This is a genomic window from Nocardioides sp. SYSU D00065 (assembly GCF_017916425.1).
Lineage (GTDB): Bacteria > Actinomycetota > Actinomycetes > Propionibacteriales > Nocardioidaceae > Nocardioides.
This window is the reverse complement of the sequence record NZ_JAFMSX010000004.1, coordinates 106,676-129,359: the sequence shown is the minus strand read 5'-3', so window position 1 is coordinate 129,359 and position 22,684 is coordinate 106,676. Positions and strand designations below refer to the sequence as shown.

20 protein-coding genes are annotated in these 22,684 nt (G+C 72.1%); 13 read left to right on the top strand and 7 right to left on the bottom strand.

The annotated features are described in order from the left end of the window. Positions 1–16: 16 nt before the first annotated feature. A complete protein-coding gene (locus J3P41_RS16240; protein WP_210651441.1) occupies positions 17–1,783 on the bottom strand; it encodes a glycoside hydrolase family 15 protein in 1,767 nt (588 codons plus the stop codon). Positions 1,784–1,801: 18 nt separating this feature from the next. Between J3P41_RS16240 and J3P41_RS16235 the strand changes: the two genes are divergently transcribed. Next, positions 1,802–2,305 carry a CinA family protein gene (locus tag J3P41_RS16235; RefSeq protein WP_307862037.1) on the top strand — a complete coding sequence of 168 codons (504 nt, stop codon included), beginning with the start codon at positions 1,802–1,804 and terminating at the stop codon, positions 2,303–2,305. Positions 2,306–2,350: 45 nt separating this feature from the next. After that, a complete protein-coding gene (locus J3P41_RS16230; protein WP_210651440.1) occupies positions 2,351–2,656 on the top strand; it encodes a helix-turn-helix domain-containing protein in 306 nt (101 codons plus the stop codon). A 9-nt stretch (positions 2,657–2,665) separates the two neighbouring features. Here the strand turns inward: J3P41_RS16230 and J3P41_RS16225 are convergent, their stop codons facing one another. The 4 genes from J3P41_RS16225 to J3P41_RS16210 are packed head-to-tail and all read right to left on the bottom strand — an operon-like array spanning position 2,666 to position 10,081. Continuing rightward, the gene (locus J3P41_RS16225; protein WP_210651439.1) at positions 2,666–3,454 is read right to left on the bottom strand and encodes an Fpg/Nei family DNA glycosylase; all 789 of its coding nucleotides are present in this window, start codon (positions 3,452–3,454) and stop codon (positions 2,666–2,668) included. Further along, entirely contained in the window at positions 3,447–8,006 is a 4,560-nt protein-coding gene (locus J3P41_RS16220) for an ATP-dependent helicase (RefSeq protein ID WP_210651437.1), read from the bottom strand. Before J3P41_RS16220 ends, J3P41_RS16225 begins: the two co-directional genes overlap by 8 nt. Before the next feature lie 39 nt (positions 8,007–8,045). Further along, positions 8,046–9,527, bottom strand: a complete 1,482-nt coding sequence (locus J3P41_RS16215; RefSeq protein WP_210651435.1) for an MFS transporter — start codon at positions 9,525–9,527, stop codon at positions 8,046–8,048. Then, positions 9,524–10,081: a TetR/AcrR family transcriptional regulator gene (locus J3P41_RS16210; protein WP_210651433.1), complete on the bottom strand. Its 558-nt coding sequence runs from the start codon at positions 10,079–10,081 to the stop codon at positions 9,524–9,526. The genes J3P41_RS16215 and J3P41_RS16210 overlap by 4 nt, the downstream gene beginning before the upstream one ends. Before the next feature lie 110 nt (positions 10,082–10,191). Here J3P41_RS16210 and J3P41_RS16205 point away from each other — a divergent pair, with 110 nt between their 5' ends. From J3P41_RS16205 to J3P41_RS16185, 5 genes are all read left to right on the top strand, one after another. Continuing rightward, on the top strand, positions 10,192–11,610 hold the full coding sequence (locus tag J3P41_RS16205; RefSeq protein ID WP_210651432.1) for an AAA family ATPase: 1,419 nt from the start codon (positions 10,192–10,194) through the stop codon (positions 11,608–11,610). A gap of 90 nt (positions 11,611–11,700) precedes the next feature. Further along, positions 11,701–12,615 carry an ABC transporter ATP-binding protein gene (locus tag J3P41_RS16200; RefSeq protein ID WP_210651754.1) on the top strand — a complete coding sequence of 305 codons (915 nt, stop codon included), beginning with the start codon at positions 11,701–11,703 and terminating at the stop codon, positions 12,613–12,615. Beyond that, positions 12,615–13,445, top strand: a complete 831-nt coding sequence (locus J3P41_RS16195; protein WP_210651431.1) for an ABC transporter permease — start codon at positions 12,615–12,617, stop codon at positions 13,443–13,445. The genes J3P41_RS16200 and J3P41_RS16195 overlap by 1 nt, the downstream gene beginning before the upstream one ends. A gap of 1 nt (position 13,446) precedes the next feature. Then, entirely contained in the window at positions 13,447–14,247 is an 801-nt protein-coding gene (locus tag J3P41_RS16190; protein WP_307862036.1) for an ABC transporter permease, read from the top strand. Between the two features lie 1,543 nt (positions 14,248–15,790). Further along, complete coding sequence (locus J3P41_RS16185) at positions 15,791–16,582, top strand: sulfurtransferase (RefSeq protein ID WP_210651430.1); 792 nt, start codon at positions 15,791–15,793, stop codon at positions 16,580–16,582. A gap of 368 nt (positions 16,583–16,950) precedes the next feature. On the opposite strand, the gene J3P41_RS16180 is transcribed toward J3P41_RS16185, so the two are convergent. Both J3P41_RS16180 and J3P41_RS16175 read right to left on the bottom strand, forming a co-directional pair. After that, complete coding sequence (locus J3P41_RS16180) at positions 16,951–17,322, bottom strand: hypothetical protein (RefSeq protein ID WP_210651429.1); 372 nt, start codon at positions 17,320–17,322, stop codon at positions 16,951–16,953. Positions 17,323–17,513: 191 nt separating this feature from the next. Beyond that, entirely contained in the window at positions 17,514–18,002 is a 489-nt protein-coding gene (locus J3P41_RS16175) for a GNAT family N-acetyltransferase (RefSeq protein ID WP_246862347.1), read from the bottom strand. 43 nt (positions 18,003–18,045) lie between these two features. Here J3P41_RS16175 and J3P41_RS16170 point away from each other — a divergent pair, with 43 nt between their 5' ends. From J3P41_RS16170 to J3P41_RS16145, 6 genes are all read left to right on the top strand, one after another. After that, positions 18,046–18,579: a DinB family protein gene (locus tag J3P41_RS16170; RefSeq protein ID WP_210651427.1), complete on the top strand. Its 534-nt coding sequence runs from the start codon at positions 18,046–18,048 to the stop codon at positions 18,577–18,579. Beyond that, positions 18,576–19,193, top strand: a complete 618-nt coding sequence (locus J3P41_RS16165) for a bifunctional 2-polyprenyl-6-hydroxyphenol methylase/3-demethylubiquinol 3-O-methyltransferase UbiG (RefSeq protein WP_210651426.1) — start codon at positions 18,576–18,578, stop codon at positions 19,191–19,193. The genes J3P41_RS16170 and J3P41_RS16165 overlap by 4 nt, the downstream gene beginning before the upstream one ends. Next, complete coding sequence (locus J3P41_RS16160) at positions 19,190–19,384, top strand: DUF3046 domain-containing protein (protein ID WP_210651424.1); 195 nt, start codon at positions 19,190–19,192, stop codon at positions 19,382–19,384. The genes J3P41_RS16165 and J3P41_RS16160 overlap by 4 nt, the downstream gene beginning before the upstream one ends. Continuing rightward, positions 19,381–20,637, top strand: coding sequence for an MFS transporter (locus J3P41_RS19365; RefSeq protein ID WP_210651422.1), 1,257 nt, complete (start codon positions 19,381–19,383; stop codon positions 20,635–20,637). The genes J3P41_RS16160 and J3P41_RS19365 overlap by 4 nt, the downstream gene beginning before the upstream one ends. A gap of 188 nt (positions 20,638–20,825) precedes the next feature. Then, positions 20,826–21,878, top strand: coding sequence for a recombinase RecA (gene recA / locus J3P41_RS16150; protein WP_210651421.1), 1,053 nt, complete (start codon positions 20,826–20,828; stop codon positions 21,876–21,878). Next, positions 21,868–22,626 (top strand): regulatory protein RecX, encoded by a 759-nt coding sequence (locus J3P41_RS16145; RefSeq protein ID WP_210651417.1) that lies wholly within the window; start codon positions 21,868–21,870, stop codon positions 22,624–22,626. The genes recA and J3P41_RS16145 overlap by 11 nt, the downstream gene beginning before the upstream one ends. Positions 22,627–22,684: the final 58 nt, after the last annotated feature.

Genomic DNA, 22,684 nt, shown 5'->3' with positions numbered 1-22,684 from the left:
GCGGCCCTCGTCCTGCTCACCGCAGGGCGAGGGCCGCTTGCACGAGGGCGAGGTGGCTGAACGCCTGGGGGAAGTTGCCGGCCATCCGGCCGTGCGCGGCGTCGTACTCCTCCGCCAGCAGTCCGACGTCGTTGGCGAGCGCGCACAGGCGGTCCATCAGCGCCTCCGCCTCCGCTCGGCGGCCGGCGGCGGCGAGGGCGGACACCAGCCAGAACGAGCAGGCCAGGAACGGGTGCTCGTCGCCGGCGAGGCCGTCCACACCGGTCTGCGTGCGGTAGCGCAGCAGCAGGCCGTCGCGCATCAGGTCCTCCACGACCGCGTCGATCGTGCCGAGCACGCGCGGGTCGTCGCCGGGCAGGAACCCCACCAGTGGGATCGTCAGCAGCGATGCGTCCACCTCGCGGGTGTCGTAGTGCTGGGTGAACGTGCCGCGCGCTGCGTCGAAGCCCTTGTCGAGGATCTCCGCGCGCACCCGGTCGCGCAGCTCGCGCCAGCGCTCGAGCGGTCCGTCGAGCCCGTGGTCCTCGATCGCGCGCACCCCTCGGTCGAAGGCCACCCACACCATGACCCGCGAGTGGGTGAAGTGACGCTGAGGTCCGCGGATCTCCCACAGGCCGTTGTCCGGCTCGTCCCAGTGCTCGCCGAGCTCCTCCACGAGGGCGCGCTGCAGCGCCCAGGAGTTCGTCGTCTCGTGGAGGCCGGCTTGGCGCGCCAGCTCCAGGGCGATCATCACCTCGCCCAGGACGTCGTTCTGCCGCTGCGAGACCGCGCCGTTGCCGATGCGGACCGGGCGGCTCTCGGCGTAGCCGGGCAGGTGGGGCAGCTCCCGCTCGGGGAGCTGGCGACCGCCGTCGACGGTGTACATGATCTGCAGGTCCGCTGGGTCCCCGGCGACGGCGCGCAGCAGCCAGCCGCGCCACTGCAGGGCCTCGGCGTCGTAGCCGGCGCCCAGCAGGGACTCGAGGGTGAGAGCTGCGTCGCGCAGCCAGCAGAAGCGGTAGTCCCAGTTGCGCTCCCCGCCGAAGTGCTCGGGCAGCGACGTCGTCGGGGCTGCGACGATGCCGCCGGTCTCGGCGTGCGTCATCAGCATCAGCGTCAGCAGGCTGCGCCGCACCAGGTCCGCGTGGGGCACCGCATCGGGCGCGCGTCCCGACCACTCGCGCTGCTGTGCCGTCGTCTCCTCGATCCGCTGGCCGAAACCCAGCGGCTCGGGGACCTCCCGCCACGAGTGGACCCAGGTGGTCGAGAAGGTGACCTCGTCGCCGGCGGCCAGCTCGAACTCGTCGGTGTGGTGGCCCTCGTGGCCGTGCGGCAGGCGCGGGCCGCGCAGCACGAACTTGTCGGGGCCGGCGACCGCGACGACCACCTCGTTGCCGTGCGCCCGCTCGCGGCTCACCCACGGCCGCACCTTCCCGTAGTCCGTGCGCACGACCCAGTCGTGCCGGATCCGCACCCGGCCGCTCGTGCACCGCAGGCGGCGTACGACGTCGGCGCGGCCGTCGCCGGTCGGCATCACGTCGAGCAGCACCACCTCGCCCTCGGCGGTGGTGAACGTCGTCTCGAGCAGCGCGGTGCCGTCGACGTACCGCCGGGTCGTCGACACCACGTCGCCGGCGGGCGCGAGCAGCCACCGGCCGTGCTCCTCGGTGCCGAGCAGTGCCGCGAAGCAGGCGGGGGAGTCGAAGCGGGGCAGGCACAGCCAGTCGATCGACCCGTCCTTCCCGACGAGGGCGGCGCTGCCGCGGTCACCGATGAGGGCGTAGTCCTCGATGGGGAGAGCCATGGGGCTAGTCTCGCCGACGTGACCACAGAGGCCGGCCGGGTGGTGGCGGCGCGGGTGCTCGACGTTCTCGCGCGCCGCGGCCAGACGCTCGCGACCGCCGAGTCGCTGACCGGCGGACTGCTGGCCGCCGGCCTGACCGACGTGCCCGGGGCCTCGCGCAGCTTCGCGGGAGGCGTGGTGTCCTACGCGACGCGGGTGAAGGTCTCGGTGCTGGACGTCTCGGCGGAGCTGGTCCAGCGACACGGCGTGATCTCCGAGGAGTGTGCGGTCGCGATGGCCCAGGGCGCTCGTGCCCGGATCTCTGCGGACTGGGCGCTGGCCACGACGGGGGTGGCCGGGCCGGGCGAGCAGGAGGGCCGGCCGGTCGGCACGGTCTGGGTCGCGGTGGCCGGCCCGGGCCACGTCGAGACCCGGCTGCTCGCCCTCGCTGGGGACCGTCAGGCCGTCCGGGAAGCCGCGTGCGACGCCGTGCTGACGCTGCTGGACGGGATCCTGGCTTGGGAAGAACCCCGCCTCGGGTAGCGTTGCAGCAGACGACCTCCACTCGACCAGAGCAAGGACTCGCGCATGGTGCTCTTCCGACGACTGCTCGGTGACGTGCTGCGCGGTGCGCGGATGCAGCGGGGGATGACCCTGCGGGAGCTGTCGGCCGAGGCGCGGGTGAGCCTGGGTTACATCTCCGAGATCGAGCGCGGGCAGAAGGAGGCGTCCTCGGAGCTCCTGGCGTCGCTGTGCCAGGCGATGGACCTGCCGCTGTCCGACGTGCTGCGGGACGTCGCCGACGCCGTGGCCATCGAGGAGATGGCGCAGCTCGCGAGCACGCCGATCACGGCAGCCCGTCCGGCCGGCGACGTGGTCGCCTCCGCCGCCTGAACCCCGCCCCTACACCGGCTGGCAGCTCGGACACCAGTACGCCGCCCGCTCGCGGCCGGCCTCGCCCAGCATCGTCACCGCGATCGGCGTGCCGCAGCGCCGGCAGGGCGACCGGTCTCGGCGGTAGACCCACATCCGCTCGCGCTCGCGCAGGTTGCCGGTGGTCGACTGCACCGCCCGCTCCTTGTTGACCTCGAGCATCTGCTTGCCGCGCCGCACGAGGCGGGCCAGCTGGGCGACGTCGGCGACCGCGGTCGCGGGGTGGACCCCCATGATAAAGCACAGCTCGGCCATGTACATGTTGCCGATCCCGGCGAGGTTGCGCTGGTCGAGCAGGGCCTGCCCGATCGGGCGCTGCGGCTGAGCGCGGAGGTTGGCCAGAGCCCGCTCCTCGTCCCAGTCCGGGCCGAGCAGGTCGGGACCCAGGTGCGCCACCAGCTCGGCCTCCGCCTGGCGCGGCACGAGCTCGACGACGCCGAGCTGGAACCCCACCGCCCGGCGACCGGCGACGCCCAGGACGATGCGCACCTGGACGTCGGGGCGGCGCCACCGCTCGCGCTCGCGGTAGACGTGCCAGGAGCCCTCCATCTTGAGGTGCGTGTGCAGGGTCCAGGCCTGCTCGTGCTCGATGCGGGTCAGGATGTGCTTGCCGCGCGAGAAGGACCGTACGACGGTGCCGCCGCTGAGGTCGACCGTGGCGAAGGCGGGCACCCGGAAGTCGGTGAGCGTGAGCCGCTGTCCGCTCAACGCACCGTCGAGCCTGGCCGCGGCTCGGTAGACGGTGTCGCCCTCAGGCACGCAGCCTCAGCCCCTTGGGCGTCGCCACGAACCCGGCCGCGGACAGCGCCTGCCGGATGGGGGTGTCGCCACCGCCGCCGATCAACGCCTGGCCGTCGGCCTTCTCGACGGTGAGGCGCCCCAGGGCGCCGCGCCGGGCTGCGTCGGCCAGCGCCGCCATCGCCGGGGTCAGCACGTCCTCGTCGTCGCTCCACGTCAGCAGCGTGCGTCCACCGCGCTCGACGTAGACGGTCAGGGCGCCGTCGACGGTGACCACCAGCGCGCCGGCCTTGCGCCCGGGCCGGTGTCCCGAGCGCTCCTCGTCGGCTTCGGGCCAGGGGAGGGCGGCGCCGAAGACGTTGGCCGGGTCGGTCGCGGCCAGGGCGACCACGGCCGGCTTGCCGCCCGCCTGGGAGCCGGCGGGCTCGGCGAACGTGCGCAGCCGGTCGATCGCGCCGGCACTGCCGAACTGCGCGGCGCCCAGTCCCTCGATGAAGTAGCCGCGTCGGCAGCGGCCGGTGTCCTCGAAGGCGCTGAGCACCTTGTAGACCCCGGCGAACCCGCCGGCGACCCGCTCGCTCATCACGGCGCCGCGGGTCACCACCCCGTGGCGCTCGAGCAGGTGCTCGGCTCGCGCATGCGCGCGCCGGGTGGGGTCCTCGTCGCGAGCCGGGAGCAGCGCCCAGCGGCCGGCGGTCTCCGGGGGTCCGGTGCGCACCGGCATCCGGCCACCGCCCGCGCGGCCCAGCCGCGGCGGCGTACGGCGGGCGCGGTGCGACGGCGTGCCGCTGCGCACCAGCGCGCGGAGGGGGGCGAGCGTGTCGTTGGTGACGAGCCCGCGCCACACCAGCTCCCAGAGTGCGGCGCTGAGCTCGGCGTCGCTCGTGGAGCCGACGCGGTCGGCGAGCTGGCGGAAGAACCACGCTCCACCCGGGTCGAGGGCGTCGAGCACGGCGCGCTGGACGCCGGTCGGCTCGTCGCCCTCGAGCTCGGGCAGCGTGAGGTGAGCCTGGTCGGCGAGGTGGAGGCTGACCCAGCCGTCGCTGCCGGGCAGTGGCGAGTGTCCCGCCCAGATCACCTCCCCGGAGGCCGTCAGCTCGTCGAGCATGGCGGGCTCGTAGTCACGGACCCGGCCTGCGAGCACCAGTGGCTCGAGCGCGCTCGCGGGGACCGGGCAGCCGGCGAGCTGGTCGATTGCGGCGATCACGCCGTCGAGTCCGCGCAGGGCACCGCCGACGCGCTGCCAGGCGGGAAGGAAGCGGGCGACGGCGTCCTGGCCGACCGGCTCGATCTCCTGCCGCAGCCGCGCCAGCGAGCGGCGGCGCAGTTTGCGCAGCACCTCGGCGTCGCACCACTCCGAGCCGGCGCCGGAGGGGCGGAACTCGCCCTCGAGCACCCGGCCCCGGTGGGCCAGCCGCTGGAGGGTCTGGCGTGCCACCGCCTCGCCGAGCCCGAGCCGGGCGGCGACCTCCGCGGTGGTGAACGGGCCGTGGCTGCGGGCGTAGCGGGAGACGAGGTCGCCGAGAGGGTCCTCGGGGAGCTCGAGGAACGCGTCGGGGGTCCCGACCGGCACCGGCACGCCGAGGCCGTCGCGGAGCCGGCCGATGTCCTCGATGGCCGTCCAACGGTCCTCGCCGGCCATCCGGACCTCGACCACGCGGCGTACGTCGGCCAGCGACGCCAGCCAGCCGTCGACGTCGGCTCCCTCGACCGCGCGGTCCCGGATCTCGGCGGGAGAGAGGGGGCCGACCAGGCGCAGCAGGTCGGCGACCGCCTCGGCGTCGCGGGCGCGGCGGTCGGGCGCGAGCCACTGGAGCTCCGCCTCGACCTCGGCGAGCACCTCCGGGTCGAGCAGCTCGCGCAGCTCGGCGCGACCGAGCAGCTCGGCGAGCAGGCCCTGGTCAAGGGACAGCGCGGCCGCGCGCCGCTCGGCGATGGGTGAGTCGCCCTCGTAGACGAACTGAGCGACGTAGCCGAACAGCAGGCTGCGCGCGAACGGGCTGGGCGAGGTGGTCGCCACGTCGACGACCGTGATCTCGCGACGCTGGACGCGGCCGAGCAGCGCGACCAGCGCCGGGAGGTCGTAGACGTCCTGGAGGCACTCGCGCACCGCCTCGAGCACGATCGGGAAGGAGGGATACTTCGAGGCGACCTCGAGCAGCTGGGCGCTGCGCTGGCGCTGCTGCCACAGCGGGCTGCGTCGGCCGGGGTCGCGGCGCGGCAGCAGCAGGGCACGGGCGGCGCACTCGCGGAAGCGGCTCGCGAACAGGGCCGACCCGCCCACCTCCTGCGTGACGAGCTGGTCGATCTCCTCGGGCTCGAAGACGATGATCTCGCCGGTCGGCGGCTCCGCGTCGGTGTCGGGGATGCGGATCACGATGCCGTCGTCGGAGGCCACGGCCTGGCCGTCGACGTCGAAGCGCTCGCGCAGCCGCGCGTTGATCGCGAGGGCCCACGGAGCGTGGACGGGCGTGCCGTAGGGGGAGTGGACGACCAGGCGCCAGTCGCCGAGCTCGTCACGGAACCGCTCCACCACGATCTGGACGTCGCTGGGGACGACCTGGGTCGCCTCGCGCTGCTCGGCGAGGTAGGTGACGAGATTGGTCGCCGCGTTGGCGTCGAGGCCGCGCTCACGGACGCCGGCGATCGCCTTGGCCTCGCCCATGGCGGCCACCTCGCGGGTGAACGCGCCGACGGCCGCGCCCAGCTCGGCGGGCCGGCCGAGGGCGTCGCCCTTCCAGAACGGCAGTCGCCCGGGGATGCCCGGAGCCGGCGTGACGAGCACGCGGTCGTGGGTGATGTCCTCGATGCGCCAGCTGGTGGCGCCGAGGGCGAAGATGTCGCCGACGCGCGACTCGTAGACCATCTCCTCGTCGAGCTCGCCGACGCGGCTCGCCTTCTCCCCCACCAGGAAGACGCCGAAGAGGCCGCGGTCGGGGATGGTGCCGCCGCTGGTCACGGCGAGGCGCTGGGCGCCGGGGCGCCCGCTCAGCGTGCCGGTGACGCGGTCCCACACGATGCGGGGACGGAGCTCGGCGAACTCGTCGCTGGGATAGCGGCCACTCAGCAGGTCGAGGGTGGCGTCGAAGGCCGACCGGGGCAGCTGGGAGTACGACGCGGCGCGCACGACGAGCGCGAACAGCTCGTCGACCTGCCACTCGTCCATCGCGAGCGCGGCGACGACCTGCTGGGCCAGGACGTCGAGCGGGTTGGCCGGCACCGACATCTTCTCGATGGCGCCGCTGCGCATCCGGGCGACCGCGACGGCGGTCTGGGCGAGGTCGCCGCGGTGCTTGGGGAACAGCACGCCGCGGCTGGTCTCACCGACCTGGTGACCGGCGCGGCCCACCCGCTGGAGAGCGCTCGCCACGCTGGGCGGGGACTCGATCTGGATGACGAGGTCGACCGAGCCCATGTCGATGCCGAGCTCGAGGCTGCTGGTGGCCACGACGCAGGGAAGGCGGCCGCGCTTGAGGTCGTCCTCGATGATCGCCCGCTGCTCCTTCGAGACCGAGCCGTGGTGGGCCTTGGCGATGATGGTGTCGGCACCGGAGCTCTGCCCGGACTGGGCCATGACCTGCGCCGGCGTCCTGCTCCCGCCGTCGGCCGGTCGTGGAGCGGGACCCTCGGCACCGTCCGCCGCGACGGCCGCTCGCTCGGCCCGCTCCGCGGCGATCTCGTTGAGCCGGGCGGTGAGCCGCTCGGCCAGTCGGCGGGAGTTGGCGAAGACGATGGTGGAGCGGTGCTGCTCGACGAGGTCGACGACGTGCTCCTCGACGTGGGGCCAGATGCTCGTCGACCGGCCCGGGTCGCCCGACTCCTCGTCGTACTCCTCGGGCATCGTCATGTCCTCGACCGGCACCACCACCCGCAGGTCCCACTCCTTGGTGCTGGGCGGCGAGACGATCTCGACGGGCTGGGTGCCCCCGAGGAAGCGCGCCACCTCCTCGAGCGGACGGACGGTCGCGCTCAGGCCGATGCGCTGCGCCGGCTCGTCGAGGAGGGCGTCGAGGCGCTCGAGGCTGAGACCGAGGTGAGCGCCGCGCTTGGTGCCGGCCACCGCGTGCACCTCGTCGATGATCACCGTGTCGACGCCGCGCAGCGTCTCTCGCGCCTGGCTGGTGAGCATCAGGAACAGCGACTCGGGGGTGGTGATCAGGATGTCGGGCGGCGTGGTGCCGAGCTTGCGACGGTCCGCGGGGCTGGTGTCGCCCGACCGCAGCCCGACGGTGACCTCGGGGACCGTCGCCTCGAGCCGCTCGGCGGTGTTTCGGATGCCGGTCAGCGGGGCGCGGAGGTTGCGCTCGACGTCCACGCCGAGCGCCTTCAGCGGAGAGATGTAAAGGACGCGGGTGCGCCGTGACTTGTCGTCTGGCCGCTCGCTGCTCAGCAGGCGGTCGATGGCGTGGAGGAACGCGCTGAGCGTCTTGCCGCTGCCGGTGGGGGCCACGACGAGGGCGTGCTTGCGGGCGGCGATGGCCTCCCACGCGCCCTCCTGGGCCGGGGTCGGGCGGGCGAACGACGCCTCGAACCACGCGCGCGTGGGTGCGCTGAAGCGGTCGAGGGCGGTCATGCCTGCAGTCTGTCAGGAGGGTCCGACAGCGCCCCCCGCTCAGTGCTGAGCGTCGTCGATCGTGAGGTCGGCGGGGACCAGGCGCCACACGACGTACGCCGCCACCGCCGTGAGCAGGGCACCCACCGCGCCGAGCACGGCGAACGCGGTGACGAAGGCATCGGCCGCCTCCGCGAACCACGCCGTGCCGACCGCCCCGGCGACCGACTCGCGGACCGCCGGCGCGGGGCCGTTAGGCAGGCCCGCGCGGTAGACCGCGCCCACGAGGCTTCCGAGGAAGGTGATGCCCACGACCGCGCCGAGCTCGTAGGTGATCTCCTCGACGGCAGCCGCCGAGCCCGCCTGGTCGTCGGTGGCGGCGCCCATGATCAGGGCGGAGCCGAGGCCGAGCGCCGACGTGCCCAGCCCGACGACGGTGAAGGCGAGGGCCATCCAGGGGTACGTCGCCGGCACCACGGCGAGCAGCGCCAGACCCGCTGCCAGCACCAGCAGGCCCCCCGAGAGGACTGTGCGCGGGCTCGTGCGGGACGCGAGGGCCGGCGCGAAGGGCGAGGCCACCAGTGCGCCGAGCGCCAGCGGGAGCAGCGCCAGCCCTGCCTCCAGCGGAGCCCAGCCCTGGACGAGCTGCAGCCACTGGCTGCCGACGAAGAGGACCGCGGCCATCGCTGCGGAGCTCGCCAGCGCGGCGACGACGCCGGCACGCAGCACGGGCTTGGCGAAAACGCGGACGTCGAGCATCGGGCGCTCGGACGCGAGGGCGGTGCGGGTGAAGGCGACCAGGGCGGCGACGCCCACGAGCAGCAGGACGACGGTCGGCAGGGTGGGGCCGTGCTTGCCGAGCTGCTTGGCGGCGTACACGAACGCCGTGAGGCCGCCGGCCGATAGCACGACGCCCATGGCGTCGATGCGACCGGGACGCGGGGACCGGTTCTCCCTCAGCAGCCACGCCGCGGCGCCGATCGCGACCACCATCAGCGGGACGTTGACCAGGAACGCGGCGTGCCAGCTGAACCGCTCGAGCAGGGCGCCTCCGACGACCGGGCCGACGGCGGAGCCGAGCGCGGCGGTGGCTCCCCAGATGCTCAGCGCCAGCGTGCGCTCGCGCGGGTCGGCGAACACCGATCGGATGAGGGACAGCGTCGAGGGCATCACCATCGCGCCGCCGACGCCGAGCAGCGCGCGGATCGCGACGACGGCCGTCGCGCTGTCGGCCCACAGGATGGCGAGGGATCCGGCTGCGAAGGCGGCGTATCCCGCGATGAGCATCCGCTTGCGACCCCATCGGTCACCCAGCGCGGTCACGGGCACCAGTAAGCCGGCGAGCGCGAGGGCGTACGCGTCCACCACCCACAGCTGGGAGACCGAGCCCAGCTCGAGGTCCACCACCATCTCCGGAAGGGCGACGTTGAGGATCGTCATGTCCATGACGACCACCAGGAGGCTGGCAGCCAGGACGACGAGCGCCCACCAGCGGCGCGGGTCCGCGGCCGTCGCCCGGTCTCGTGCCTGGAGGTCGGTCATGCCGTCACCCCCTGCTGCAGCGTGGACAGCACGAGGCGGCCGGCGTCGCGCCGGGCCACGTCGCCCACCCGGAGCGCCTCGCGGGCAGCGACCAGCAAACCGTAGATCGCGTGCCCGAACCAGCTCGGTGGAAGGTCGGCCCGCAGCACGCCCGCCTCCTGCGCTGCGCGGAGGAGGGCGGTCTCCCGGTCAGCGAGACGCTGCGTCCTGCGCTCGAGTGCGGCGTTGGCGAGGATGACCTGGTCGGTCAGCGCGAACCCGAAGTCGTCGCCGTCGTCGACGTAGCCCAGGATGAGGACCTCCAGCGTCTCGAGGATGAGGGCGGGGTCGGCCGACGCCGCGACCGACTCGACGTCGAGCGTGTCCAGCCGCTGTTCCCACCGGTCGAGGGACCGGGTGCCGAGCTCGACCAGCAGTGCCTCACGAGAGTCGAAGTAGCGGTGGACGGTCGCCCGGCTGATCCCCGCGGCCGACGCGATCACCGCCATCGAAGCGGCTGGGTCGCGGTTGAGCACCCGCAGGGCTGCGGCCAGCACATCGTCTCGGCTGTTCATCGGCACTCCTCGCGAGTTGTGAGACATCAGAGTCTCACATGACGCACCGTTGTCTCGAATCGTTACCGCCGGGCGAGACGGCCGTCGGTGCGTCGCCCTAGGCTCCGGGCATGACCGACACGGGGGAAAGTCAGGCCGAGCTGCGCGCTGCGCTGGTCAAGCTGCTGCAACAGCTGGCGAGGGAGGAGCCGGCGGATCAGCGCGGTACGCCGATGCTCCCGGTGCTGGACGAGCACTTCGGCCAGCCAGCCGACGAGCTTCCCGTGGTGCAGGAGGAGGTCGAGTCCCACCGCAGCGTCGACGTCGACATCGCACTGGAGAAGGTCGCCTCCCGCGACCCCGCGCACCGCCTGCTCGGCATCGGCGGTGGCGACCAGCGCCACCATGCCTCGTTGAGCGACCTCATGGCCCAGGCCGGGTGGGGGCGCTTCCGCCTGGGACAGGTGGACCGGCTCAACCTGGCCACCGGACCGGACACCGAGCGGGCGACCGTCGCGTTCGGCCTGCACGTGTTCACCCACCGGGGATCGCCGGTCGCTGTGCTGCAGCGTGCCGCCAACGCGCAGTACCACTCGGCGGCGCGGCTCGAGGTCCTCGCCACGACGCCCGAGTCCGCGGCCGCACTCCTGTCGGAGGTGCGTGAGCTGTCGCTGTCCTCCAGCGTGGTGCGCGGACAGGTGATCTCGTTCAGCGGCAACGCCTACGAGCACTCGCTGAGCGGCATCACCTTCGTACGCCGCCCCGACCTGCCGGCCGAGCGCGTCATCTTGCCGCCCGGCACCCTCGACCGCGTGCGCGCACACGTCGTCGGGATGGCAGAGCACCGCGAGGAGCTGCGGCGTCGCGGCCAGCACCTCAAGCGGGGCGTGCTCCTCTACGGTCCGCCCGGCACCGGCAAGACACACACGGTGCGACACCTGATCGGCGCGGTGCCGGACACCACCGTGGTCCTGCTGAGCGGGACGCAGATGGCGTTCGTCGCGCAGGCAGCCCAGGTCGCCCGCGCCCACCAGCCCGCCATCGTCGTGCTGGAGGACTGTGACCTCATCGCCGAGGACCGCGACCACGGACCCTTCGGGGGCGGTGCGTCACCCCTGCTCTTCACGCTCCTGGACGTCATGGACGGGCTCGACGCCGACGCTGACGTCGTCTTCCTGCTGACGACCAACCGTGCGCAGGCGCTCGAGAAGGCGCTGGCCCAGCGACCCGGGCGCGTCGACCTCGCCGTCGAGATCCCCCTGCCGGACGAGGCGGCGCGCCGGGAGCTCATCGCCCTCTACGCGACCGGGATCGGGTTCGGCGCCGCCGCCGTGGCGCGGGCGGCGAGCGCCAGCCCGGGCACCACAGCGTCGTACGCCAAGGAGCTGGTGCGGCGAGCCGTGCTGATCGCCGCGATGCAGGATCGCGAGCCCGGCGACGACGACCTCGCTGCAGCCACCGCCCAGCTGCAGGACGACGGAGCGGAGCTGACCAGGGCGCTGCTCGGGGGTGCTGGGCGCGACGCGGACACCACCACCGGGCACGCCTGACGTCGCGTCCGTAACCGGCTCGACACCCGGGCTGTCGTCGCTTCCTGCCGTCCCCGTCCTCATCTAGGGTCGACGAACGTGAGGGAATCCATGATCTCGGCGCGGGGACTTCGCAAGTCGTTCGGCGACTTCGAGGCCGTCAAGGGCATCGACGTCGACGTGCGCAAGGGCGAGGCGTTCGGCTTCCTCGGTCCCAACGGCGCCGGCAAGTCGAGCACGATGCGCATGATCGCGGCGGTGAGCCCGGTGAGCGGCGGAGAGCTGCGCATCCTGGGCATGGACCCGGCCACCGACGGGCCCGCCATCCGCGGGCGCCTCGGCGTCTGCCCGCAGGAGGACACCCTCGACAACGAGCTCAACGTCTTCGACAACCTCTACATCTACGGCCGCTACTTCGGCATCGACCGGGCCACGTGCCGCCAGCGGGCCGAGGAGCTGCTCGAGTTCGCGCAGATCACCGACAAGGCCAAAGCCAAGGTCGAGGACCTCTCCGGCGGCATGAAGCGGCGGCTGACGATCGCGCGCAGCCTCATCAACCGGCCCGACCTGCTGCTCCTCGACGAGCCCACGACCGGCCTCGACCCGCAGGCGCGCCACGTGCTGTGGGACCAGCTCTTCCGGCTCAAGCAGGCGGGCGTCACCCTGGTCATCACCACCCACTACATGGACGAGGCCGAGCAGCTGTGCGACCGGCTCGTGGTGATGGACAAGGGCGTGATCGCCGCCGAGGGGTCGCCGCGCGAGCTGATCGACGCCCACTCCACCCGCGAGGTCGCCGAGCTGCGCTTCGGCGTCGGTGAGCACGAGGCGCTGGCCGCGAAGGTCGAGGACCTCGGCGAGCGGGTCGAGGTGCTGCCCGACCGTCTGCTCGTCTACAGCGACCACGGCGAGGACGTCGTCACCGCGGTGATCGAGCGCGGCCTGCAGCCGGTCGCGACCCTCGTGCGCCGCTCCACGCTCGAGGACGTGTTCCTGCGCCTCACCGGCCGGAGCCTGGCGGACTGATGGCGACCTCGACGCGCGCTGCCCGAACGCCGCGGCCCGCCGGCACGCTCTCGGCCTGGGAGGGCATGGCACGCCAGTACGACTACTGGCTGACCGTCCTCAAGCGCACCTGGCGCGGGGGATTGGTGAGCAGCTTCCTCACCCCGCTGCTCTACGTCGTCGCCATGGGCGTGCTGCTCGGCGGCTTCATCGAGGGCGACCCCGACCGGCTCGAGGGCGCCACCTCCTACCTCGCCTTCGTGGTGCCCGGCCTGGTCGCCTCCCACGCGATGACGATCGCGGTCAGCGAGTCGACGTACCCGGTCATGGGCGCCATCAAGTGGCACAAGACGTTCTACGCCCAGCTCGCCACGCCGCTGGCGGTGCGCGACCTGGTCAACGCGTTCATCGCCTTCGTGATGTTCCGCGTCGCGGCGTCCTGCGCGGTGTTCATGCTCGTGCTCGCCCCGTTCGGGGTCTTCGCCACCTGGTGGGGGCCGGTCCTGGCCTGGCTCGCGCAGCTGCTCGTCGGCTTCGCCTTCGCAACACTGGTCTTCGCCTACAGCGCCCGGCTGAGGTCGGAGGAGGGGTTCGGGCTGCTGTTCCGGCTCGGCGTGATCCCGCTGACGCTGTTCTCCGGCGCGTTCTTCCCGATCGGCAACCTCGGCCCGGTGCTGGAATGGTTGGCGCGCCTGACCCCGCTCTGGCACGGCGTGTCCCTGTCGCGGATGCTGTGCGTCGGCCAGGTCGACTGGGCGCTGGCCGCGCTGCACGTCGTCGTGCTGGCGGTCCTCACGGTCGTCGGCTGGCTGCTCGCGGTCCACAACCTCGACAAGCGGCTGGAGATGTGACGTGGCGCTGATCCAGACCATCCCGGCGCCGCTCACGCCGGCCGCGGCGACCAAGGTGCTGGTGCTGCGCAACTACGTCGTCTACCGCGGCGCCTGGAAGCTCTTCATCACCGGCTTCCTGGAGCCGGTCTTCTACCTCTTCTCGATCGGCATCGGCGTCGGCCAGCTCATCGACACCTTCGAGTTCCACGGCGAGGCCATCCCCTACGCCGAGTTCGTCGCGCCCGCCATGCTCGCCACCTCCGCCTTCAACGGAGCGCTGCTCGACTCGACGTACAACGTGTTCTTCAAGCTCAAGTACGAGAAGCTCTACGACCAGATGCTCGCCACGCCGCTGTCGACCGGCGACATCGCCCGTGGGGAGATCACGTGGGGGCTGATGCGCGGGTCGGTCTACTCCGCCGCCTTCCTCGTCGTGATGGCGGTGATGGGGCTCACCGACTCCTGGTGGGCGCTGCTGGCGTTGCCGGCGACCGTCCTCATCGCCTTCGCGTTCTCGGCGGTGTGCATGGCGGTCACCACGTGGATGAAGAGCTGGCAGGACTTCGACAAGATCACGCTGGCCCAGATGCCGTTGTTCCTGTTCTCGGCAACGTTCTTCCCCGTCGAGGTCTTCGGTGACGGGGTGCTGCGCTGGGTCGTCGAGGCGACACCGCTCTACCGCGGCGTGGTGCTCTGCCGTGAGCTCACCACGGGTGTCGTCACGTGGGAGTCGGCCGTCTCGGTGGTCTACCTCGTGGCGATGGGTGTCGCCGGCTTGCTCGTCGTACGTCGTCGCCTCGACGCGCTGCTCCTCACGTGAGGCGCCCATCCGGCGTGGGGTGACGACGGGCCGCGCGCGACCCCGAGAGCCGGGCGCCAGCGTTGGTCGCCATCGCCTCAGCACCCGACCCACACGACCGGCCGCCAGCTGGTGTCCTCGACCTCCACCGTGGTCCGAGCGATTCGGATGGGACCCACCGAGCCGCGCCCCGTGGGCGGCAGACATTCCGGGCCCCCGCCGTCATGAAACGCACCACCGGCGTCAGTCCTGGCGACGTCGAGCGGGACCGAGACGTCCCAGCCGTCCTTCAGCGTGCATCCGACTACCTCCGGCGCCGACATGCAACTAACGTCCTCGATCGTGACGTCCGAGCCATGACCACGGTGAACCGGGCAGACGCACGCCGCTAGCAAAGGAGGAGCCCCACGACCGCCCGGCGCTGTCGAACCAGCACATTTCGCAACGCCGTCTCAGTCGCGGGCCGAGTGAGGCAGCCCTCGTCGGTGAGTTCTCGAACTCGGCGGATATGCGCGCTGATCACGGCAGATTCGGTTGCTCGACCGCGCAGCGAACGTCAACGACCGCTATCAAAGCACGTGGCGATGCCGTCAACGTTCGGCCAATTTGTATTCATGAACAGTTCTTTGGATCGATGACGATCGGTCCCGCGACTGGCTCTTCTGGATACCCGCGATCATTGCGCTTCTCGGGGTTGCGATGTCGGTGGTGCTGACCGACACCACCTCGGTGTGAGCCGTCGGAGTCGCTGGATTGGGCTTCTTCGTTGTGACGGTCGGCGTCCTCGGCTTCATCCGAACGGCCCGACGGTCGTATCGCGAGGATTGAAAGCGCCGCTTCGAGGCTCGGGACGTCACTGGAGCATCGCTGATCGCGGCAGATGCGGTCGTTCAGATGGGCGCAACCTTGATCAGGCCGCGACGCCGTTGCTCGCTCGGTCTCTGCCCCACCAGAGAGCGACCGCCGCAATGGTCGCAGCGAGCACAGCGGTCAACGCTGGCCACAGGCCACTTCCGTCGGAGTCGGGCAGCAGCCCGGTGAAACAGAGGACCAGCAACACCGCGTTGGGCACCAAGATTCGCCCGGCGGGAGCGTTGGATTGAGGCTTCTTGCTGGCGAAGGCAGTCGCCGAGTACCACGCCAGGGGCGTCGCGACACCGAGTAGGACGGCGCCAAGGAGCAGGTCATGACCGCTCCGGGGAGACGCCGTCGTGAAAGCCACCAGCGCGCCGTAGACCAGGCATGCCGCCTCGGCCGCGGATGTCACAGCAAGGGCACGCATCCGACCATCCATGGGGGCACGCTACGTCGAGTGGCGCTCCGACGGAACCATCCGGACATCGGCATGAGCGGATGGGCTGATCGCGGCAGATGCAGGTGTCCGGACCACGGCGGAACGATGAGGCTGTGCGGGAGATCCCAATCCGAGTGACTCGCAGTCAACGACCCATCCCTGACGACGTTCAACCGGTGGGCGCGAGCGTCCGTGTGCACTCCCGAAACTAGGCTCACACGCGTGATAGCTCCATTCGTCCCGTGGTCGTGGGTCCGCGCGCACCCTCAGGTGGTGCTGGCCGACACGCGCTGGTACCTCGACGGCCGTTCGGGTCACGCGGCGTATCTCGCCGGCCACTTACCCGGTGCGGTATTCGTCGACCTCGACTCGTGGGTCGCCGGCCCCTCGAGCGACGAGGCCGGCCGCAACCCGTTGCCCGACCACTCGGTGTTCGCGGAGGGGATGGCCCAACTGGGCATCGGGGACGACGACGTCGTCGTTGCCTACGACGACGCCGGTGGCGTCATTGCCGCCCGGCTCGTCTGGATGCTCCGCGTGACCGGGCACCGCGCGGCCGTACTCGACGGAGGACTGGCCGCGGCCGATGTCGGCCTCGAAGTTGGACCCGTTCGGCGACCACGAGCGGCCTTCACCGCCGCTCGCTGGCCCGCTGAGCGCGTCGCGGATCTCCAGGACGTCGCGAGCCGGGAACCCTCCGTCGCGGTCGTCGACGCACGTGATCCGGCACGGTTCGACGGTCAAGCCGACCCGGTCGACCCCAGACCCGGCCACATCCCGGGCGCCGTCAACGTCCCCTGCCGGAGCCACCTGGACGGCGACGGGCGCTTGCTCCCGGTCGACCGCATCAAGGCTTCCTTCCTGAGCGCCGGGATCGTCGACGCAACGGATGTCATCTCGAGCTGCGGGTCCGGCGTCACGGCCTGCCACAACCTCTTGGCCCTCGAGCACGCTGGCCTGGGGCAGGGTCGCTTGTACCGCGGGTCGTGGTCCCAGTGGAGCCGACGTGCCGATCTCCCGGTCGCGACCGGTACGTCGACGACGCCTGCCAGCGCGTTCTAGGGGAGCGCTGACGGCGGCCGGATGCCTCGGGCGTCGACCGTCTGTCCCGCCCGATGGGAAGCCTTCACCTGCTCATCGCGACACCCGCGCGTATCGCGCAGATCTTGACCCGCGCGTGCAGGCTTCGCCGAGCCGATGATGCGCAACCTGCCCCAGGCGCCTCGCGTGCAGGAATCCCCGCCAATCGCTGTCCCTCCTACGGCGGCCCCGGGCAGCCTTCACCTGAGCAGGCAGTCGCTCCATTCGCTGATGCCCTTGACTCGTGTCGGAAAGAACCGGAGGTCCAGCGCATCCGCGGACCAGACGCCCATGGGCTAGGTGGCCCCGCTCGGGCACGCGTTCGTGGTCGGGGCCCTTGGCTCAGCCGGCTACCCGGATTGAGCGACAATCCACTGAGGCAGAGCCTCGAAGCGCTCCCGGCAGGCCGAAGGAACCGGCCACGAGCCGCTGGAGGCGCCGCCGCCGAGGACGATGCTGTCGCCTGCGCCGTACGTGGTGCCGGCATACCGAAGCCCCTTGTCGCTCCACCCGACCTCGTTCCCCGGGAAGTAGACGAGGAAGCGCTCGCTGGTGGTTGATTCGACCAAGAAGCAGCCGTCGGCCAGCCGGACGGTCCCCTCGAGCAACGCTCCGTCACCACCCTCGCCAGTCGCCTCGTAGGTGCCGACATGATGCGACAGCGCGTCGGACGTCCCCGTGCTGCAACCGGCGCTGACGGCGCACAGGAGCGCCCCGATCACAGCGGCGGAGACAGGGCGCACACCTGTACGACGTTTCGCGGTCGTGGATCGTTGCGCCGGTTGCTCGCTGTGGCGGCTCCGGGCTCTGAAGTGTCGTGACTCGATGAACGCCGAATCGGTCCTTCACGACCGAACGTGCTCGCCGCGTCGTGCTGCTGAATGATGTCACGTCGGCACCGCCCAGCGTCGCGTCAGTCCAGCACCCGTTGAAGCCAGGCGATGTCGATCCACCGGTCGAGCTTGCGGCCGACCTCGCGCATGACGCCGACCTCCTCGAACCCGCACGCGCGGTGCAGCGCGAGGCTCGCGGGATTGGGGAGCGCGACGGCGGCCACGACCAGATGGATGCCGTCGGCGGCGAGCGCCGTCAGGAGCGCGTCGTACAGGGCGCGACCGGCGCCGAGCCCCTGGTGGCCCGGGGCGACGTAGACGGTGCTCTCCCGGGTGTGTCGGTAGGCGGGCTTGGGCCGAAACGGAGACGAGGTGGCGTAGCCGATCACGGCACCCTCGTGCTCGGCCACGAGGAAGTGGTCGCCGGCGCCCGACGCGTCGAGGCGCTCGCGCCACAGAGTCATGGGCCGGGCCTCCACGTCGAAGGTCGCGTGCCCCTCGCGTGCCTCGCGCGCGTAGATCCGCGCGACCGCGTCGAGGTCGGCGGGAAGTGCGCGACGGATGTCCATTCCGCACATTGTCCCCGGTGGCAGGACTGGTTGGATGACGGGCATGAGCATCGAGACCGACACCAAGGACTGGACCTGGGTCATCGAGCGCCCCTGCCTGGAGTGCGGCTTCGACCCGTCGGCGCAGCAGCTGGCCGACCTGCCTGAGCTGATGCGGGACACCGCGGCGGCATGGTCCATGGTGCTGACTCGCGGGGACGCGGCCGAGCGACCCGAGCCGGCGGTGTGGTCGGCGCTGGAGTACGCCTGCCACGTCCGCGACGTACACACGATCTTCGCCGAGCGGGCACGACTGATGCTGGAGGAGGACGAGCCGACGTTCCCCAACTGGGACCAGGACGCCACCGCGGTGGAGCACGACTACGGCAGCCAGGACCCGGCGGTCGTCGCGACCGAGCTCGTCGCCGCGGCCGAGACGGTCGCGGGCGTCTACGCCGGTGTCACCGAGGAGACGAAGGGGCGCCGCGGGGTGCGGTCCAACGGTGACGGGTTCACCGTCGAGACGCTCGGCAGCTACCACCTCCACGACGTCGTGCACCACCTCCATGACGTGGGGTCGGACTGGGTCCGGTCGTGAACCACACCGTCCGGGCCTACGACCGCGACGCCGCGGCGTACGCCGCGGCGACGGCACGCGTGCCTCCCGCCGTAGGGGCGCGCCTCGACGAGCTGGCGGCCGTGGTGGGTCGCGGCGCGACGGTGCTCGAGATCGGCTCGGCAGGCGGCCGCGACGCGCTGGCGATGGAGGAGCGCGGCCTGCGCGTGCGGCGCACCGACGTCACCCCCGGGTTCGTCGACCTGCTCCGTGAGCAGGGCCACGACTGCGACCTGCTCGACCCGCTCGTCGACGACCTCGCCGCACCCGACGGCCTCTACGACGCCGTGTGGGCGAACGCCTCGCTGCTGCACGTCTCGCGTCCTGACCTGCCGACTGTGCTGGCCCGGCTCGCCGCGGTCACTCGGGCAGGCGGCGTGCTGCGGGCGTCGTTCAAGGAGGGCGACGGCGAGGGCTGGTCGACGCACGGCTCGGTCACCTCCCCACGCCACTTCACGTACTGGCGCGAGGCTGCGCTTCGCGCAGCGATGTCGGACACGGGCTGGACCGACGTCGCGATGCGCTCCGGGATCGTGGGCAAGGCCGACGAGACGTGGCTCGAGCTGTCGGCGGTCCGTGGTTCGCTGGGGTCATGAGGCACACCGAGTTCTGGGCACGGCTCGACGCGGCGCTGGGCCGCGCCTACTCACGGACCTGGGCCGAGCTCACCGTGGTGCGCGACCTCGACGGACGCACGACGCTGGAGGCGCTCGACGCGGGGGTGCCGCCCAAGCAGGTGTGGGCGGCCGTACGCCGCCACCTCGAGCTGCCGGACAGCGAGCGGTGAGGACCGGCACCGAGGAGTCGCTCGACGTCGAGGCGGTGCAGCGCCGCACCGTACGGACGCTCGTGGTGAGCCAGGCGGTCGGCGCCGTCGGCGTGACCATCGGCATTGCGACCGCCTCGCTGCTCGCCCGCGACATCTCCGGCAGCGAGACGATGGCCGGGCTGGCGCAGACCTTCCAAGTCCTCGGCACCGCGGCTGCCGCGTACGGGCTGGCGCGGTTGATGCGCCGGCGCGGTCGCCGGGTCGGGCTTGCCGCCGGCTACCTGCTCGGCGCGGCCGGGGCCCTCCTCGCGGTCCTCGCCGGGGTCGTCGACTCGATGCTCGCCCTGCTGGCCGGTGCGGTGCTCCTGGGAGCGACCTCCGCGGTCAACAGCGGCTCGCGCTACGCCGCGACCGACCTGGCCACCGAGCAGCACCGTGCGCGGGCGCTGTCGGTCGTCGTGTGGGCCACCACCATCGGCGCGGTCGCCGGGCCCAACCTCACCGGTGTCGGCGGCGTGGTGGCCCGATCGCTCGACATCCCCGAGCTCACCGGCGGCTTCGCCATCGGGGCGGTCGTGCTCGTCCTCGCAGCCGGCTGGGTGTGGCTCCGGCTGCGACCGGACCCGCTGCTGCTCGCGCAGCGGACCGCCGGTCTCACCGCCGCGGCAGGAGCGGAGTCTGGCCGCCGGTCGTGGGGCCGCTTCGTCGCGGTCGTACGAGACGTGCCGGCCGTCGGCGCGGCAGTGGTGGCGATGGCCTGCGCGCACGCGGCGATGGTGACCGTGATGATCATGACTCCGCTGCACATGGAGCACGGCGGGGCGCACCTGGAGGTCATCGGGTTCGTGATCTCCATCCACGTGCTCGGCATGTTCGCGTTCTCGCCGCTGGTCGGCTGGGCGGCCGACCGCTACGGCCGCGCGAGCGTGCTGGTCGCCGGGGGAGCGGTGCTGCTGGGGTCGCTCGCCCTGTGCGGGGTGTCTCCGGAGGGGTCGTCGTGGCAGATCTTCGCCGGCCTGTTCCTGCTCGGGGTGGGCTGGTCGTGCGCGACGGTCGCCGCGTCGACGGTCATCGCCGACCGGACCCCCATCGCGGCGCGCACCGACGTGCAGGGCACCTCCGACATGGCGATGGCGCTCACCGCCGCGGGCGGAGGAGCCCTGGCGGGGTTCATCGTCGACGTCCTGGGCTATCCGGCGCTCGCCATGTTCGCGGCGCTGCTGGCGGCCGCCGTGGTGGTGGCCGGCCGGCTCACGCGCGACCCGTCGTGAACGCGCCGCGCGACACGCCGCACCGGACCTGCCTGTCGAACACGTGTTCGGGCTACTGTTCCTCCACAGGTACGACGAGGGGCGAGGTTGTCCACAGCGTTCGACCGTCCTGATCAGGGACTGTCGGTGGCTCGCTCTAGCGTCGCAGACGTACCGCACACGACACGACGAGAGAACGGGACACAGCCATGGCTGGTGCAGACCGCGAGAAGGCCCTCGACGCCGCGCTCGCACAGGTGGAGAAGCAGTTCGGCAAGGGCTCGGTCATGCGACTGGGCGACGAGACGCGTGCCCCGCTCGAGGTGATCCCCACGGGGTCGATCGCCCTCGACGTCGCTCTCGGCCTGGGCGGTCTGCCGCGCGGGCGGGTCGTGGAGGTCTACGGTCCGGAGTCCTCCGGAAAGACGACGGTCGCGCTCCACGCGGTCGCCAACGCCCAGGCGGCCGGTGGCATCGTCGCCTTCATCGACGCCGAGCACGCGCTCGACCCCGACTACGCCAAGGCCCTCGGCGTCGACACCGACGCACTCCTCGTGTCCCAGCCCGACTCCGGGGAGCAGGCGCTCGAGATCGCCGACATGCTGATCCGCTCGGGCGCGCTGTCCCTCATCGTCATCGACTCCGTGGCGGCCCTGGTGCCTCGCGCGGAGATCGAGGGCGAGATGGGCGACAGCCACGTCGGTCTGCAGGCCCGCCTGATGAGCCAGGCGCTGCGCAAGATGACCGGTGCCCTCAACAACTCCGGCACGACCGCCATCTTCATCAACCAGCTGCGCGAGAAGATCGGGGTGATGTTCGGCTCGCCCGAGACCACGACCGGTGGTCGCGCGCTGAAGTTCTACTCCTCGGTGCGCCTCGACGTGCGGCGCATCGAGACGCTCAAGGACGGCACCGACATGGTCGGCAACCGCACCCGCGTCAAGGTCGTGAAGAACAAGGTCGCGCCGCCGTTCAAGCAGGCCGAGTTCGACATCATGTACGGCAAGGGCATCAGCCGCGAGGGCGGGCTGATCGACGTCGGCGTCGAGGCGGGCATCATCCGCAAGGCCGGCGCCTGGTACACCTACGAGGGCGACCAGCTCGGCCAGGGCAAGGAGAACTCGCGCAACTTCCTGCGGGACAACCCCGACCTGGCCAACGAGATCGAGAAGCTGATCCTGGAGAAGCTGGGCGTCATCCCGGCCGTCGACAAGCCGGCCGACGACCTGAGCGACGAGCCCATCGGGGTCAATGACTTCTGAGTCCCGCCCGGCACCGGACTGGGTCGGCGACGTCTCCCTCGGCGTGCAGGCGTGGGTGGGTCAGAGCCCGCCCGCGCCGGCCGCCGACCCGGCCGCCGACCCGGCTCCGGTCCGCGGCAGGGACGGGAGCCGTCGACGGGGGCGAGGGCGGGGGCGTACGCGCACCCCGGCCGAGCGCGCGGAGGCGAAGGCCGCCGCCGCGGCAGCCGCTGCGGCCGCGGTCGAGGCGGATCCCGAGGGCGTGGGACGCACGATCCTGCTCGACTCGCTCACCGGTCAGGCGCGCACCCGCAAGGAGCTCGCGGACAAGCTGGCCAAGCGCGACGTGCCCCAGGACGTCGCGACCGAGCTGCTCGACCGGTTCACCGAGGTCGGTCTGATCGATGACGCGGCCTATGCCCAGCAGTGGGTCGAGAGTCGGCACCGCAGCCGCGGGCTGGCGCCGCGCGCGTTGGCGCAGGAGCTGCGCCGCAAGGGCGTGGACGACGAGGCGACGGCCGCCGCGCTGGAGCAGATCGACGACGCCGACGAGCGGGTGGCCGCCCGCGCGCTGGTCGACAAGAAGCTGCGCTCGATGAGCGGTCTCGACCGCCAGGTCGCCACCCGGCGGCTCGCCGGGCTGCTGGCCCGCAAGGGCTACTCCGCCGGTCTCGCGTTCTCGGTGGTCCGCGAGGCTCTGGGCGACGCCGAGGACGCCGAGGGCGACGACCTCGACGGGCACGACGTGCTCGACACGGTCGACGACTGAGCGACGTCCCGCCGGCGTCTCGCCCCCCGTGCGGAGGTTCCCAGTCGCGGCGACCTCT

Bases quoted from the DNA above. Each gene is read 5' to 3' on its own strand.
- J3P41_RS16240 (WP_210651441.1), bottom strand. From the start codon at position 1,783: ATGGCTCTCCCCATCGAGGACTACGCCCTCATCGGTGACCGCGGCAGC.
- J3P41_RS16230 (WP_210651440.1), top strand. From the start codon at position 2,351: ATGGTGCTCTTCCGACGACTGCTCGGTGACGTGCTGCGCGGTGCGCGG.
- J3P41_RS16220 (WP_210651437.1), bottom strand. From the start codon at position 8,006: ATGACCGCCCTCGACCGCTTCAGCGCACCCACGCGCGCGTGGTTCGAG.
- J3P41_RS16215 (WP_210651435.1), bottom strand. From the start codon at position 9,527: ATGACCGACCTCCAGGCACGAGACCGGGCGACGGCCGCGGACCCGCGC.
- J3P41_RS16210 (WP_210651433.1), bottom strand. From the start codon at position 10,081: ATGAACAGCCGAGACGATGTGCTGGCCGCAGCCCTGCGGGTGCTCAAC.
- J3P41_RS16205 (WP_210651432.1), top strand. From the start codon at position 10,192: ATGACCGACACGGGGGAAAGTCAGGCCGAGCTGCGCGCTGCGCTGGTC.
- J3P41_RS16200 (WP_210651754.1), top strand. From the start codon at position 11,701: ATGATCTCGGCGCGGGGACTTCGCAAGTCGTTCGGCGACTTCGAGGCC.
- J3P41_RS16195 (WP_210651431.1), top strand. From the start codon at position 12,615: ATGGCGACCTCGACGCGCGCTGCCCGAACGCCGCGGCCCGCCGGCACG.
- J3P41_RS16175 (WP_246862347.1), bottom strand. From the start codon at position 18,002: ATGGACATCCGTCGCGCACTTCCCGCCGACCTCGACGCGGTCGCGCGG.
- J3P41_RS16170 (WP_210651427.1), top strand. From the start codon at position 18,046: ATGAGCATCGAGACCGACACCAAGGACTGGACCTGGGTCATCGAGCGC.
- J3P41_RS16160 (WP_210651424.1), top strand. From the start codon at position 19,190: ATGAGGCACACCGAGTTCTGGGCACGGCTCGACGCGGCGCTGGGCCGC.
- recA (WP_210651421.1), top strand. From the start codon at position 20,826: ATGGCTGGTGCAGACCGCGAGAAGGCCCTCGACGCCGCGCTCGCACAG.
- J3P41_RS16145 (WP_210651417.1), top strand. From the start codon at position 21,868: ATGACTTCTGAGTCCCGCCCGGCACCGGACTGGGTCGGCGACGTCTCC.